Origin of the sequence: Sporomusa malonica, assembly GCF_900176355.1 — a bacterium.
GTDB classification, from domain to species: domain Bacteria; phylum Bacillota; class Negativicutes; order Sporomusales; family Sporomusaceae; genus Sporomusa; species Sporomusa malonica.
Map to the genome: position 1 here is coordinate 124,534 of NZ_FWXI01000011.1, position 15,185 is coordinate 139,718.

Below are 15,185 nucleotides of genomic sequence, written 5' to 3' on the forward strand. Positions count from 1 at the left end.
ATAACCCCATCCCTTGTAACACTACGGAATAAAGAGAGTTGTTTTTTTGCTCCTTTATACTATAATGAAACCATTAAAACCTAATAAGAGATTGCGTGCGGGTACAAAAGGTGGAGGTGCTTGATATGTTAAGAACAAATCAACTTACTACTCCCAGCTTTCTAGTGGATTTAGACAAAATGGAATTAAATATCAGGGAAATGGCAGAGCTCTGCAAGACTAACGGTAAAAAACTCTGTCCAATGGTAAAGACACATAAGAGTACTGGGGTAGCCGCCCTACAAGCGGCTCATGGTGCCGATAACTTTCTGGTAGGCACGCTTGACGAGGCCGAACGGCTGCAGCAGCAGGGTTATCAGGAACTGGTGCTGGCCTATCCTGTCGCCGCTGCCGAGAATATTGCCAGGGTGATTGACTTGGCAAAAAGAGCTCACGTTATTCTGAGTTTTGATGGTGTTGAAGCTGCCGCTGAATTTGAAGCCATGCTGCTGCAAGAGCAGATTGCGTTGGAGTATTTGATTATCATCGACTGCGGCTTGCACCGGTTCGGGGTGCAGCCGGATATCGTCCTTACGCTGGCACAAGACCTAAGCAAGTTCTCGCGTTTGAAGTTTAAGGGAATTGCCACTCATCCGGGGCATGTATACGGCAAGAGTACCGCTGCGGAAGTTGCGGCTGTAGCTAAAGCAGAGATTGATGCCTTGGAAAAAGCAGCGGACCTGCTGAGTAACGCGGGTTATGCAGTAGAAATAGTTGCTACAGGTAGCACTCCTACAGTACCGTTTGCAGCCCGAAGTAAAATGATTACCACGCTTCGGCCTGGGAACTATATTTTCTATGATGCTATCCAAGTGGCATTAGGGGTAGTTCCTCCTGAGCGGTGTTCTCTGACAGTTTTGGCAACAGTCATTGCCAATCCGGATAAGAACCTTTTTATCATGGATGCGGGCAGTAAGTGTTTGGGTTTAGATAAAGGCGCTCACAGCGTATCCCTGGTAAATGGTTACGGCATTATAAAAGATCACCCAGAATTAATGGTGGAAAGTTTATCTGAAGAGGTTGGCAAGATCAGAGTCAACGGAAATACCGGCATAAAGGTCGGGGATAAGATTGAGATTATTCCCAATCACGCCTGTGCCGCGGCCAATATGACAAGTTTCTTAACAGGACATCGGAACGGTATTTGCGAAAGGACTATCGCGGTAGATGCGAGAGGTGGATCTAACATGAAGGCTCATTCTCTGTAGAAGATCCATTCGTCCGTTTACCATGACAATCTCAGGCCAGTCCGGCATAGCTCGTTGTTCGGATGATGATTTAGCCGTATTCTTCGGGGTACGGCTTTTTTCAATTCTCCCGCTATCAAGATCACCATAGTTGTGACACGAGATATCTTTGGATTTATTAGGGGATACTATTTTTATTCCACCATTTAGGAAAGGAGTACTGCCATGAATCAATATGTGCTTTACTTCTCTGAAATCAATAAATCAAGTTTGGCATTGGTTGGCGGAAAAGGGGCAAATCTTGGCGAATTGTGCCGTATTCCCGGAGTTGAGGTGCCTGCAGGCTTTTGTGTCACCACCCAAGCTTACGCCGACTTCGTTTATACGAGCGGGGAGTTTGCCGCGTTCATGGAATCACTGCAATTCATTAAGGCTGAATCACTAGAGGAAATCAAAACAATAGGGCAGCGCATACGCACCCATCTCGAAAGTCTCGACATTCCCGCCCATATTGAGCAGGAATTTGTCCAGGCTTGGAAACTGACAGGCAGTCAGCATGCCTATGCCGTCCGCTCCAGCGCCACGGCAGAAGACCTGCCGGGAGCATCTTTCGCCGGGCAGCAGGACACTTATCTGAATATCAAGGGGGAAAGCGAGCTTCTTTTCCATGTCCGCAAATGCTGGGCGTCACTGTTTACCGACCGGGCCATTGCCTATCGGGCGAAAAATGGCTTCGACCATCGCAAGGTGCTGCTGTCGGTAGTCGTGCAGCGGATGGTTTTTCCTGAGGTGTCGGGCATTATGTTTACCGCTGATCCGGTGACAGGCAACCGCAAGGTGGTTTCCATCGACGCTGCTTTTGGGCTGGGGGAAGCGCTGGTGTCCGGCTTGGTAAATGCCGACCTTTATAAGGTGCGGGCCGGGAGGATCGTCAAAAGACAGGTAGCTGCCAAAAAACTGGCCATTTACCCTCTGGCCGACGGCGGCACGGAAGAGCGGGAAATCCTCCCTCAGCAGCAAAGCAAGCAAGCGTTGGCCGACGAGGCCATTCTGGCGCTGGCACGGGTGGGAAGACTGATCGAGGGGCATTTCGGCCGTCCGCAAGATATCGAATGGGGCTATGCTGACGGCAAGATCTATATTGTCCAGAGCCGTCCGATAACCACCTTATACCCTTTGCCGGAGTTGGGCGACGCTACGCCGGGGGTGTTCGTTTCCTTCGGCCACGCGCAGATGATGACCGACCCGATCAAGCCGCTGGGGATGTCTATTTGGGAAAAAACGATGGCGGCGATCGACAGCCAGTATAGTCTGGTGCCGGCCGGGGGCCGTCTGTACCTCGATATAACCGATTCGCTGGCCTCGTGGCTGGGTCGAAAGACAGCGCCGGCAATGTACAGCAAGTCGGATGCGCTTTTGAGCAGCGCCATCTCCGAGGCCATTCGCCGCCGCGATTTCATCGCCACGCTGAAGTCGCGTAAACGGACCGCGGGTGCGAAGTCATACACGAGAAAAAGCGTGGCCACGATTGCCGGGGCGACGTTTGAGATGCTGTTTAAGGAGAAGATCGAAGCTCCCGACGTGGCGGAAATCGCCGACAAGGTCATCGGCGAGCTGCGGCGCGACCTAGCCCGGCAGTCGGGCCGGGACCGGCTGGATTTTATCGCCGGTCATTTCAGCAAGGGCTTCGAGGTCTTTATCGAAGGAATCGGCCGGCCGGTGTTCGCGGCCTGGATGGCGTCGATGCTGATCGGCTGGCTGGCGCGGCATTGGCTGGGCGAGCCATCGCCGCTGGACGAGCTGACGAAGTCGGTGCCGGGCAATGTGTCAACGGAGATGGGCTTGAAGCTGGGCGACCTTGCCGACGTCATCCGCCCTTACCCGGCCGCGTTGGAGTACATGAAGGTAGCGGACGACGCCACTTTCCTGGATAGCCTGGGGCGGGTCGAGGGCGGCACGGCGATCCGGCCGGCGTTCGCGGCCTTTTTGGCTAAATACGGCATGCGCTGTCCGGGCGAAATTGATATCACCCGGCCCAGATGGCGGGAAAGGCCAACCCAATTGGTGCCGGCGATCGTCAGCCACATCCAGAGCGCGGAGCCGGGCGAGCATCGCCTGAGGTTCGCTCAGGGGAAGACGGAAGCCGAACAGGCAGCACAAACGCTGCTGCGGCGTCTGAAACGGAAACTGGGTGGCGGTTTCAAAGCCCGGTTGATGGGCAAGTTCATCAGGACGTACCGGGAGTTCATCGGCCTCAGGGAATATCCGAAATATCTCATGGTGAGTCTGCTTGACGAGTACAAGCGGGCGATCATGGAAGAGGCCGCAAGGCTGGTGGAGCGGGGAACGGTGGATCGGGCGGAGGACGTTTTTTACCTGACGCTGGAGGAACTGACGGCTGCGGTGACTACCGGTCGGGCTGACCGGGGCAAGATCGCCGCTTTGAAGGAAAAGTATGCAGAGTATGAGAAACTGAAGCCGCCGCGGGTGCTGACCAGCGAGGGCGAGACGCTTTTCGGCTCGTACGCGCCGCGTGAGCTGCCGGCGGGGGCGCTGGCGGGCATGCCCGTTTCCTCAGGAGTTGTGGAAGGACGGGCACGGATTATCACTAAGTTGGAAGAAGCCGATTTAGAAAAAGGCGATATTCTGGTAGCACCTTTCACCGATCCGGGTTGGACACCCTTATTCGTTTCGGCTAGCGGCCTGGTTACAGAAATCGGCGGCCTCATGACCCATGGCGCTGTCGTAGCCCGTGAATACGGCATTCCCGCTGTGGTAGGGGTCGACGACGCAACGCACAAAATTCACGATGGTCAGATAATACGTGTGGACGGTACGCAGGGGTTCGTAGAGATTCTGGAATAGAGTATGCTTTAAACGTTGTCACAACTCTAATAGTGGCTCTGTAAATGGTGAAACAAAATGTTCATCTCCTGTATTTTTGCCCAATCTAGAAGGTATAAGGGATGTAAGAAAAGCCCCTTCTGCAACAGTGCCGTTACGGAAGGGGCTTAGTGTTTGAATTTACACTGTAAGAAAAACATTGAGTTTGTTGATTTCTTCAACTATATTTTCTTAAAATCAATATATCCTTGATCGACATCCGTATGTAGCAATTGTACTCTGATTCTTTGCCCGACAGCCTCACCTTTAAAGCGGCCAACAAGTTTTCCTTCGACAGGTGGATGAAGCAGTCGAACCCAAGTTCCTTTTGCGGCTGCGCCAGTGATAATGGCCTCGAATTTTTCTCCAATTCGGGATTGTAGCAGTATCGCCGCGGCGGATTTGGCAACCTGACGTTCCACTTTCTGCGCTACATTCTCGGTCTCGGTACAGTGTTTGGCTAGCAATTCTAGTTCATCAATTTGATAAGGAACCGGGCTTCCTGATAAAGCTGCTTTTAGTAACCGCTGCGTAATTAAGTCCGGATACCTTCTATTGGGGGCTGTAGAATGGGCATAATCCTTGACTGCTAAGCCGAAATGCCCGGCAGACTTATCACCTTGAACCTCGACAACATATTCACCAGCACCTAATAACTTAATAATACTGAGGGAAAGATCAGGAAACCGAAGCGGATCAGCGATTTTTTGTGCTGTCAGAAATGCCTCTAACGCCTTTGAGTCAGCTTGTCTAGGCAATGCAAAGTTATGTTCCAAAGCAAGTTCTATAATCCTTTCCCATTTTTTTGGTGTTCGAACAACACGCCTTAGTGAAGGGAATTTTTTCGTTTCCAGGTATCGTGCAGTAACACCATTAGCCGCAATCATAAAATCCTCAATCAGGTCTTTAGCACTATTCCGTTCTTCGACTTCCAAATCCCTGATTTCATCAATGTCAAAGATGGGACGGGCTTCTACTGTTTCAAAATCCAGTGCACCGTGCATGTGGCGGAGCGTTTTTAACTTTTGTGCCACTTGATGCTGTATATCGATATTTTCTGCAAGTCCAGGTACTGCGGCAATGGCCTGCGGCATGGATTCACTACCGTCCAGCCATGCGGCAACGCTGTTGTATGCCAACTTTGCGTGGTTTCGGACCATTGCTCTATAAATATCTGAACTAAGTATTTCGCCATTCCTGGCATAGACGATTTCAACAATGATTGCCAGTCGATCTGAGTCAACATTAAGAGAGGTAAGATTATAGGAGAGTTTTTCAGGCAGCATGGGGAATATTTGCCCAGCTGTATAAATAGAAGTGGTATTATGTTGTGCATGCTCATCGATTGCCGAGGACTTCTTTACCAAAGCATCCACATCGGCGATCGCCACAAGAACTTTTACTGCTTCTTCGGGCATTTTGATGGCAACGGTAAGCTGATCCAGGTCGTTTGAATCATCGTTATCTATTGAACACCACAGTAGATCCCTAAGATCGCGTATAGATTTTTCAAGTTTAGGAGTGTTTTCGTCAAGTTTGTTCAGTTCGTTAATAACTTGAGGAGAAAAGTCTGGAAAAAGACCTTTTTCGAGCATCGCCCGATGCGCAATTTGCTGTAAGCGGGAACGATGTTGTTTGTCATTGGTGCTACTCATTTTGTCCTCCTGCATAAAGATGCTTATTTATATTCTCGTTGATTTGCTTCCAGGCTTAACTAGTCTTACTATCTGTTAGGAGTCAGTCTGAGCAGGGTTTGCCCCTAGTTAATATTCATGGTACTATCTCAAAGCGGAGACAGTACCATGAAAATAAAAACAAAAGAATTTATAAAACATTGGACTAGTACTTCTGGTTCTGAAACTACTTTTCCTGCTGCTGACACACAAATAACGCTTATAATCAACTACAGAATATTTTATTGCCAGCATGGACAGAATTTTTTGGTAAGTGTATCATAGAATTCGTGAGGATTTATAGCTGCCCTTGCCTGCGCTGGTCCGGAGAATACAACCATGAATATCAAAGCCGTGCCAGGCTTCAAAGGTGATGAATACAAGATTGAAATACAAGGCGAAGAAGTACACGCCGAACTCAACATCTATTCCCGTACCAGCGCAATTGCCGCCTGGAGCGTAGTAGAAGTTTTGCAGAATACCGTAGCACCGATTGTAGTTTAGGAGGTCCCACGCAATGTTTAAAAAATTAGTTGCCATAGAACCGGTAAGCCTGATTCCGTCAGCTCAGCAGAAACTTCATGAGTATGCAAAAGAAGTAGTGCTGTTTGATGACGTTCCTCAGGACGATGCAGAAATAATCCGTCGAATCGGCGATGCTGATGCCGTACTGCTCAGTTATACCAGCCGTATCGAAAAGAACGTACTTGAGGCCTGCCCCGGCATCCGCTACATTGGCATGTGCTGCAGCTTATATTCCGAAGAAAGTGCCAATGTAGATATTCGCACCGCTCGTGCCAGAAATATCACAGTATACGGCGTTCGCGATTATGGCGACCAGGGCGTTATCGAATATATCACCAGCGAACTTATCCGCTATCTCCACGGTTTTGGTGATAAGCAGTGGCAGGAACTACCGGTAGAGCTTACCGATCTAAAAGTCGGCATAGTCGGCCTCGGTACTTCAGGCCAGCTGATTGCCGCCGGCCTTCAAGCACTGGGAGCCGATTTATATTATTTTGGTCGAACCCGCAAGCCGGAGCAGGAAGAAAAAAATATCAAATATCTGCCACTGAAAGAACTGCTGAACACAGTGGACGTCGTATGCACCTGCCTGAATAAAAACGTCATCTTATTCAACGATGAACAATTTGAATGGCTTGGCAATCACAAAATAATGTTCAATACCTCCATCGGTCCGTCGCACGACATTGCCGCCCTTGCCAAATGGCTTGAACACGGTAATAATGAATTTTTCTGCGACACTGCTGCCGCTCTCGGCGATGATACCGGCAAGCTTCTTGCCAACCCTCATGTAAACTGCGTGAACAGATCATCCGGTCGCACCAGACAGGCCTTTGACCGCCTGAGCGAGAAGGTATTGAAAAATATAGAAACGTTTTTAAACGAGAATAAACTATAAACGCAGGGTTATACATGATTGAAGAAGTGATAAAAAACAACCTGTACCATTTTGGCACAAGTTGTTTTTTTATTACTCCCAGAGCATAGAGTGCAAGCTGCGGGGTGGTTAAAATACGTGTTTTCCCGACCAGCCAAGGCCTAAAAAGCCCCGGGGTTTTTTTCTTAATTTTTTGGTTACGGCATCTCCTGGCTGGATTGAGTTTCGTAATGCCGTACCATCTTCTTTAGTCTTTAGTTTGGCTACGCACATGGTATCTAAAACTTCAATGACTTCCAACTCACCAATATTTCTTTTTAACACAATCAGTTCGCCGGTAACCGGATGCCTCATGGCTGTACTTGCGCCATTAACCTCCAGCATATCGCCGGTAGCAATATTGTGATTTGTGCCCAAGTCAATAAAATATTGGCTGCCCTCAGCTTTGATCACATAGCCCTGTAAGGGGATAAATTTGTAGATTTTTCTAACTGAATCATAGGCTGCTTCAGAGAGCGCAGTGTTAATATCTTCATTATAATTAGTAATGGAGGTTTGATCAGACCAGGCAATTTGACCATTCTTTACATTAACTAGTTTTAAAGTAAGAGTAACATTGCTTTTCGTGGTACCTTCCACCCATTCGTTGCGCTGGTGCTTTTTATTATAATAATAATGCCCTGGTTCTTTACTAATACTGCCGTCAGCCGAGCCAAGCAATAAGTAATCCAGGCCAAGAATGCCACCTAATTCGCTAGCCGTTGCTTCGTCAATGAAGCCTTGGGCGCTGCGTTTTTGTTCTGCAAATACGCGTGATAATTCGGTTCGTTCAACCACCGTACAAGATTTTAAGTTTACTAAATCGGCAGTGATCATTTCGGCGGCCATTACTCCGAATTGATTATAGGGACTGTCATTTTTGAAAGGAAGAACGCCGATTTTTTTAGTAGTAGCTTCGCTAGCTAACGCTACGCTCGAAAATAGAGTAATAAAGACACAAACCAACGCTATTCCCCAAATACCTCTCCGTACCATAAAAACCTCCCTCATCCAATGCTGAAAAAAATGTAATATGCAGTTTGTTATTGTAGTATTATTCATTTTTTTTCCAATAAATCCTTCTTGTGGCAGGCAATTTCATTTTTGCCTGTCAAAATAAAATGTAAATATTTGTTGCTTTTGTTGTTTGCTAGAGATACACTGACAGTGGATTAGCAATACTTATTCTTATAACCATTACAGGGGGCTGATTTAGTGAAGTTTTTTAGATTCTTAATAGTGGCAGCATTATTATGGGCAGTCCAATGCCCGGCTGTATCAGCACAGGAAGTTAGCGTTGAGGGCCACGGTATTTCCCGTGAGGCGGCAATCCACGATGCGCTGCGCCAGGCAGTGGAACAAGCTGTCGGAACCATTGTTGACTCGCAAACGCTAGTACAAAACTATATGGTACTCAAAGATGAAGTCTATACAAAGTCCCAAGGCTTTGTCAGTGATTATTCAATTATTACGGAAAAATGGCTAAATGGTGAGGTTATCATACAAGCCAGAGTAACTGTTGATGCGCAGCCCAACTCAAATTTAATGACAAAATTACAGCGCCTGAAGATGATTGATGTAGGTCTGCGTGATCCCCGTATTGGCGTTGTCATTGCTGAACATTACATACGACCAATTCCTGACCCTGCTGCCGAAACGGCCATCATAGACCAACTGACTGAGGCTGGCTTCCGGCGAATGGTAGATCCCGGCCAACTGGCCCGTATTCGCAAATCAGATGCTATTAAAACCATCCTTAACCAAGGTGATATCAAGACTGCTGTACGGCTGGTGACAAATGAGCAGCTCGATTATTTAATTGTGGGGGAAGCCTTTGCTGAATACGCAGGGACCGATTCCGGTTACAACGTTATATCATGCCGCGCGCGGGTTGAGGCCAGACTGATTAAGGTTGATACCGGCGAAATAATTGCGGCGCAAGGGTTTCATCGCGGCGGGATTGACATAACTGAATTTACTGCCGCCAAGAAATCCTTACACAACGCAGGTAAAGCCGCAGGCAAGTATTTCGCAGATAAGCTAATGGCTTATGCCGCTAATCCGGAGAAAGGGCTCCAGATAAAGGTGGTTGCAGTCAATGATTATTCGATAGTTAACCTATTAGGACGGTTACTCAGGCAGCAAACAGGTATTACCAATGCTTTTCTGCGGGACTATCAACAAGGAACTGCTATGTTTGATGTTAACTATTCCGGGTCGCCAGCTCTTCTGGCAGAACAACTGGAAGGCATAAATGAGCTGCCGGTAAAAGTAATTGAAATTAGCAATAGTGTGATTGTGATTAGTATGAAGTAAAGATTCCTGTAAAGGCAGGATTAGCTGCTAGCCCGGAAAAATATCAATGGAGATACCCCCGTGCCCTGACACCCCAGACGGGAAAGATAAATTATAAGCCGGACATGTAAAGTAGTTAACAGAGTTTTGCTTCCTTATAAGATAAAATGATGATAATCAGATTTATGAGTAGAATCAGTTTTTAATTAGCAGAGGACAGAATGTGCTTTATGAATAATAAGAGATATTTATGTTTACGCGATAGTACACTGTTTTCCGGGTTAAGTATGGAATTTTTTAAGCAGGTCTGCTGGGTTGCTAATAAACAACAATATAAAAAAGGGCAAGTTTTATTCCAACAAGGAGAAGCGGCAGATAGTGTTTATGTTATAAAAGAAGGGTGCTTTAAATTACTGCGGATGACTGAAGACGGCAATGAAACAATTCTGCAGATCGTGGGACCTGGCGAGATGCTGGGAGAAACAGCATTGTTTCGTCAGGATGCCATTCAATTGGCAACCGCAATTTCTTTGGAAGAAGCTAAAGTCTGTAGTATTGACCGGTGTACATTTGAAAAATTAGTTAAAAGAGAACCAGAGTTAGCCTTAGAAATCATTAGGAATCTTAATGATCGTCTGTATCATGTATGGGAGAAAGTGTCTGACGAAAACAGGCAGCCTACCAAGGAAAAGATACTGGGATTGATGATACGTCTGGCACGTGAACATGGTGAGGTTTGTGCTGATGGGACCCGTATCACTATTGCATTAACCCAACAAGAAATAGCTGCCTTAGTGGGGGCATCAAGAGTAATGGTTTCGCAGTCAATAAGGGAACTGACTGCGAAGAACTATCTTTGTCGGGAAAAAAGATACTATATTCTAAGAAATAGATGCTTTTAATACTGAAAGTGTTAAATAGTTAATAGCCTATCCTCTTTTTAAGAAGTATTCTTTTATTAGCTACTAAGTCACTAATAAAAGAGGAGTGGTAAACATGGGTAATAATCTTACAGTACTTACAGCCGAAATGAAGGAGGTAATTTTGTCATCCCCCTTTATTGCCTTGGCATCTGTGTCCAAGAAGGGTGAGCCTCATTTGATTGTAGTGGGAAAAGTAAAGCAGATATCTGATGATAGTCATTTGGTTTTTGGAGTATATAAGATGGAAAAAACGAAAGAGAATTTGGTAGAAACAGGATGCCTGCAAGTAGTTGTGGTTTCCGGAAAGGTTGGGTATCGTTTTTCCGGCAAAGCAGTGGCTCAAAACGATGAAGTTGTTTTTTCGATTCAGGAAGTAGCTACACTGCTGTAGTGTATAAAGAAAGAAGTGGCTGTCTTTGCGTGACAGCCACTTTTTTCATAGTATAACTAACAAATGCTAGATAGGAAGGTATGGCAGGTATTAACCGGAATTTATCCGCTAGTCCGATAACCTCATCCAACGGCGGATCGTACGCTTACATGTGGAGAGGTTCGATTCGCAATGATTAATCATGTTATCCCACATACTGATCTCAGCTGCAAATTCAAGGGAGTGATCGGTGCTTGGAGTGCTAATAACAAAGGAGTAGTTTGTGCCTGCGTTGTTATCCCAGTTGTTGGCGGCGTCTTTGAAACAAATATTCAGGCTATCAGCATGCTCAGGAATAGGAATCAAAACATCAAAGCCATGAGCTGTTTTCGTCATTTTGTAGTCCTGGGTGTTTTCCCACATACGCCCATATCCTACATGAGCGTATACCTCAGTAGCACCACTTTTAGGGAGCAAACCATTGTAGGTGATCTTGGCGATACTTTGGTTTGAAGGGACCTCAGGGTGAATAGTTACACAATTTTTTGCGGGACATTTCGCCATTGAATCCCCTCCTTTTGTTGATACAAATAAGCGTAATTATAGTGTTTCTCAAATCAATTACGACATGCCTGTCAATCATTGTGTAGTACTTTTCCAATTAATTATTCCCGCTCTCTTGTTTTTTTAAAATTATTGCATATATGTGGAGTGTATGGCTCCACATATATGCAATAATTTGATTTCACAAGGCTTTCGGGGTCTATAGATGAGTTCCTAGCCCAGAAAATATCAATGGAGTAACTCCAATTATCTTTGAAAGAAATCGGGAAGTTAGTAGAGTTGAGTGAATCCAGAGTTAGCCGGATAATAAAATTGGCAGAAAAGTAGCAAGCAAGAACCGTCCCGGCAAATGCCGGCAAATGTTCCCGGCCAATGTTCAAAATGATACCAAATGGTAGTGATGTTGGGTATAATATAAGGAGTAGAATACCCGCGCCTTAGATAGTACCTTGCGGAAAAATCTTCGATGAGTTTGCGAATTCTATCGGTTACGAGGTATGAATTGATGAGATTTGTTATAGACACCAATGTTCTTATTGAGGCATATCGTAGGTATTACACCTTTGATTTTGCGTCTAAGTTTTGGGGCAAGATTGTATTGATGGTTTGCATGGCAGTATTTTGGGGTTCTACAGTGGCAATGGCAGGTCCGGCACCGGCATTAACCAAGGTTGATATTTACGCTTTTACGGCTCAAAGCTATAATTATCAGTGGAAACTTACACCGGCCAGCTATCCCAAAAGTATGAATGCCTATTCATTTTCAGGTCCAGAGCTATATATGAATGTTGTATATACCGGCATTCCAAACTGGAACCTTACTTTCATCAAGGTAAATGGAACCCAATACAAGCATTCACAACTCTTTGATCAGCAATTCTTTATTACTGATCGCGGGGGTATCGTTGGCGGTTACGAGATCATTTACAAAATACCGCCAACTTATTTATATGCTTCTAACACTGTCACCGTTACTTCGCGTGGAACAAATGGTGGATCAGGAGACAGCATATCAACCAATATAAAATTTATAAAATAAATAATCCGAAATGGGTACCTTTAACGAAATGGTTTAAGAGGGGAAAATAATTTTAATGACTAAACAGAAATATTATGGTGTTAAAGTTGGCAGAAAAGTAGGCGTTTATAAAACATGGTCAGAGTGCCAAAAACAGGTTATTGGCTATCCTGGCGCACTATTTAAAAGTTTCCTCAGTGAATTAGAGGCGCGGGAATATATTAATGGTGTTACTGCTGCTATGTCTACTACTGTCACCATCAATGCTAATGATAAGCATACAGGCAACCATTATGATATTTATGTGGATGGTAGTTATGATAATAGCAAGAAGAAATATAGCTGGGGATTCGCGGTGTATCAAGGTTCTGAGGTTATTCATACAGCCAGCGGGATAGGGGAGAACGCTGAAGCTACTGCCACTCGTAATGTTGCTGGCGAATTAGAAGCCACCATGAAAGCTGTCCTGTGGGCTGAGATGCAAGACATTGATTCCATTACAATTCACCATGACTATATCGGTATATCTGAATGGGCTACTGGTAAGTGGAAGACCAATAATACCACTACCCAGGGTTATGCGTGTTTCATTCGTCCATATCTCACTTGGGTTAGTTTCAACAAGGTGGCTGGTCATACTGGCATTCCTGGCAATGAGCTTGCGGACAAGCTGGCAGGAGAAGTATTAAAACAAGCATAAGGCAAAATGTTGACCTATAGGAAAAACCCTGTAGAAGGTGTAGAAATGCTTTCTTTGAATCACCCGCTCCAGTAAATTCAAGCCTTCCAGCCGTTTTGGCCGGAAGGCGTTTTTGCGTTAGGAAGGCAATAGCAAAATGAGTGTTTTGTTTTAACAACAATGAATCCTCTTAAGTTATGTTTCAAGAGTTCAATAATCATGAGGTAAAACTATTGCTGGGTGGAGGGAGGTAGACGTCACAGGCAAGAGGGCATTCTCAAGGGCGTCTTTAAAATAAATGGTAAAAACACTTTACAAAATGTATAGCAAGCATTACAATTTAAACAAAATCAAAGAAAGGTTTTTTAAAAATGGGGAGTGTAAATAATAAGCTACGGTATTATCGGCGGATTAAAGATTTAACCCAGGATGAGCTGGGAGCGGCGCTGGATGTGACCCGCCATACCATTTTGGCCATAGAAAAAAGAAAGTATGAGCCTTCGATTGCCCTGGCTCTAAAAATTGCCTCGTTTTTTGGAGTGCCTGTTGAAGAAATGTTTTTCCTAGAGGATGGTGAGGAGGATGATCAATGTTCCGATTAAGACCGCTTAAAATTCTTAGGGTGTGGGGAGTCTTCACCCTCATAGCAATTGTCATTTCAGTTATTCATCTGCTTATATCGAGTCATATTTATTTTATGATACCGGCGACCGCGGGGTTGATGCTTATAGTACTGATGTACGAGTATCTTAGCTACCGTGTGGATGGCCCCGGTTATGACAGATCATTCAAAGACGAACGCATGTGGGAGATTTCGAACGAAGCGGTGCGCATTTCCTGCTATTACTTTTTTGTAACAATTTGGGGTCTGGCCTTAATCTTAAATTTCCCTCACTTTAGCTTTATAAAAGAGCACATTAGCGCTGTTCTTGGGCTGATTGTTTTTGTCGGCCTAATTATTCATGTCGGTTCTTTCGCATGGAAGAAATACCGAATTTAAACACATGAAAGGTGTGACTTTTATGAACAGAAAAATAAAATACATAGGTATAGTAATTTTTAGTGTGGTACTTTGCAGTTTACTTCATGTAATTACTCCGCCAGCATTGACAAGTGAGACGCCTCAAAACACCTTAAGCGCACTAGCGCTATTGTTAGGGTTTCCCTTAACGGCGTTGTTGTGGATGGGCATAGCTTACAGTTGTGTGGCATTTGTTTTTTATCTCATCGAAGATAGGATTCCTGGAGAAAAAGGCGCCCGGGGCTTTCGATATGGCATCTCCATAGGTGTTTTATGGTTACTTGGTTATGTGATGTGCGCACCGAAATTTGGAAACCCATTTATCAACGAATTTGTTGGTGGGCTTTGTGATGCGATCCCAGTGGTTGTAATGGGGTGGGTGTTAGGCCTGTTTACAACAAAAAAAGATTTAACGGATACCTTGAATACATTTAACAAAAACCAACCCTTTATAGGAATTGTAATTTTCGTTCTGGTTTTTTCCATAGCACGCATTGTTTCTTACTATATGAATATTATTGATACTGGCTTTCAGGTAAATACTGACTATACTCTGGTATGGACAATTGTTATGGGCTTCTGGTTAGGTATCATATATATGTTATTGGGAAAAACAATGACATCATCATCAGCCCTAGTCAGCGCGGTCAAGTTTGGTTTTTTATTATTTGGCCTAACGTGGGGGATATTCATTATGTTTTTCCCACTGATGCTTAAAGGCCAATTGATCAATACGATTCTAATGTTCTTGATCGATACCCTATCGGTCACCGCTGCTTATTATTTTTCCGAAATACTGTTAAACCGGTCACCGGGAGTAAATCATAAATGTCAAACAGGCATGTGTAAATAGTAAAATAAATTAGGCCAATTCGGCGGATGAAATGAGCCATATTATTGCAGTAGCAAGCAAGAACCGTCCCTGGCAATGCTCTGGCAATGCTGGCAATGAAATCATCACTGTAAAACTAGGTTACGTATCTATCGTTAAGCTGTATAAAAGCATCTGGTTTAATCTTTTGCCTAAGCTGTGAAAAGGCTTGTTTTGTCATGCTGTTTTCTCCACCTAGAAATTCAAACCAATCATCTATC

At 45.0% G+C, this 15,185-nt stretch carries 16 protein-coding genes; 13 read left to right on the forward strand and 3 right to left on the reverse strand.

Annotated elements, in window-relative coordinates; translation table 11 throughout:
• Window positions 1-125: 125 nt before the first annotated feature.
• Entirely contained in the window at window positions 126-1,247 is a 1,122-nt protein-coding gene (locus tag B9A22_RS13960; protein WP_084576344.1) for an alanine racemase, read from the forward strand.
• A gap of 204 nt (window positions 1,248-1,451) precedes the next feature.
• Window positions 1,452-4,091 carry a rifamycin-inactivating phosphotransferase gene (rph, locus tag B9A22_RS13965; RefSeq protein ID WP_084576345.1) on the forward strand — a complete coding sequence of 880 codons (2,640 nt, stop codon included), beginning with the start codon at window positions 1,452-1,454 and terminating at the stop codon, window positions 4,089-4,091.
• Between the two features lie 200 nt (window positions 4,092-4,291).
• Here rph and B9A22_RS13970 read toward each other — a convergent pair whose 3' ends face one another.
• Window positions 4,292-5,764 carry an RNB domain-containing ribonuclease gene (locus B9A22_RS13970; protein WP_084576346.1) on the reverse strand — a complete coding sequence of 491 codons (1,473 nt, stop codon included), beginning with the start codon at window positions 5,762-5,764 and terminating at the stop codon, window positions 4,292-4,294.
• 318 nt (window positions 5,765-6,082) lie between these two features.
• Here B9A22_RS13970 and B9A22_RS13975 point away from each other — a divergent pair, with 318 nt between their 5' ends.
• Window positions 6,083-6,286 carry an aspartate dehydrogenase domain-containing protein gene (locus B9A22_RS13975; RefSeq protein WP_281252396.1) on the forward strand — a complete coding sequence of 68 codons (204 nt, stop codon included), beginning with the start codon at window positions 6,083-6,085 and terminating at the stop codon, window positions 6,284-6,286.
• Window positions 6,287-6,299: 13 nt separating this feature from the next.
• Window positions 6,300-7,205, forward strand: a complete 906-nt coding sequence (locus tag B9A22_RS13980; protein WP_084576347.1) for a D-isomer specific 2-hydroxyacid dehydrogenase family protein — start codon at window positions 6,300-6,302, stop codon at window positions 7,203-7,205.
• Window positions 7,206-7,313: 108 nt separating this feature from the next.
• Here the strand turns inward: B9A22_RS13980 and B9A22_RS13985 are convergent, their stop codons facing one another.
• Window positions 7,314-8,219 carry a CsgG/HfaB family protein gene (locus B9A22_RS13985; RefSeq protein ID WP_176215518.1) on the reverse strand — a complete coding sequence of 302 codons (906 nt, stop codon included), beginning with the start codon at window positions 8,217-8,219 and terminating at the stop codon, window positions 7,314-7,316.
• Between the two features lie 219 nt (window positions 8,220-8,438).
• Here B9A22_RS13985 and B9A22_RS13990 point away from each other — a divergent pair, with 219 nt between their 5' ends.
• The 3 genes from B9A22_RS13990 (at window position 8,439) to B9A22_RS14000 (ending at window position 10,832) form a co-directional block, all read left to right on the forward strand.
• Complete coding sequence (locus tag B9A22_RS13990; RefSeq protein WP_084576349.1) at window positions 8,439-9,539, forward strand: hypothetical protein; 1,101 nt, start codon at window positions 8,439-8,441, stop codon at window positions 9,537-9,539.
• A gap of 266 nt (window positions 9,540-9,805) precedes the next feature.
• Window positions 9,806-10,420, forward strand: a complete 615-nt coding sequence (locus tag B9A22_RS13995) for a Crp/Fnr family transcriptional regulator (protein ID WP_217805957.1) — start codon at window positions 9,806-9,808, stop codon at window positions 10,418-10,420.
• A 94-nt stretch (window positions 10,421-10,514) separates the two neighbouring features.
• On the forward strand, window positions 10,515-10,832 hold the full coding sequence (locus tag B9A22_RS14000) for a pyridoxamine 5'-phosphate oxidase family protein (protein WP_084576350.1): 318 nt from the start codon (window positions 10,515-10,517) through the stop codon (window positions 10,830-10,832).
• Between the two features lie 108 nt (window positions 10,833-10,940).
• On the opposite strand, the gene B9A22_RS14005 is transcribed toward B9A22_RS14000, so the two are convergent.
• Window positions 10,941-11,375, reverse strand: a complete 435-nt coding sequence (locus B9A22_RS14005) for a carbohydrate-binding protein (protein WP_084576351.1) — start codon at window positions 11,373-11,375, stop codon at window positions 10,941-10,943.
• Window positions 11,376-11,880: 505 nt separating this feature from the next.
• Between B9A22_RS14005 and B9A22_RS14010 the strand changes: the two genes are divergently transcribed.
• The 6 genes from B9A22_RS14010 to B9A22_RS25465 all read left to right on the forward strand — a co-directional run bounded on the left by B9A22_RS14010 (window position 11,881) and on the right by B9A22_RS25465 (window position 15,127).
• On the forward strand, window positions 11,881-12,414 hold the full coding sequence (locus B9A22_RS14010; protein ID WP_217805958.1) for a DUF4411 family protein: 534 nt from the start codon (window positions 11,881-11,883) through the stop codon (window positions 12,412-12,414).
• Between the two features lie 55 nt (window positions 12,415-12,469).
• Entirely contained in the window at window positions 12,470-13,093 is a 624-nt protein-coding gene (locus B9A22_RS14015; RefSeq protein ID WP_084576353.1) for a ribonuclease H1 domain-containing protein, read from the forward strand.
• Between the two features lie 350 nt (window positions 13,094-13,443).
• Complete coding sequence (locus B9A22_RS14020) at window positions 13,444-13,674, forward strand: helix-turn-helix transcriptional regulator (protein WP_084576354.1); 231 nt, start codon at window positions 13,444-13,446, stop codon at window positions 13,672-13,674.
• The gene (locus tag B9A22_RS14025; protein ID WP_084576355.1) at window positions 13,662-14,072 is read left to right on the forward strand and encodes a hypothetical protein; all 411 of its coding nucleotides are present in this window, start codon (window positions 13,662-13,664) and stop codon (window positions 14,070-14,072) included. The genes B9A22_RS14020 and B9A22_RS14025 overlap by 13 nt, the downstream gene beginning before the upstream one ends.
• Window positions 14,073-14,076: 4 nt before the next feature.
• Entirely contained in the window at window positions 14,077-14,946 is an 870-nt protein-coding gene (locus tag B9A22_RS14030) for a hypothetical protein (protein WP_176215519.1), read from the forward strand.
• Between the two features lie 31 nt (window positions 14,947-14,977).
• On the forward strand, window positions 14,978-15,127 hold the full coding sequence (locus B9A22_RS25465) for a hypothetical protein (protein WP_176215520.1): 150 nt from the start codon (window positions 14,978-14,980) through the stop codon (window positions 15,125-15,127).
• Window positions 15,128-15,185 lie beyond the last annotated feature (58 nt).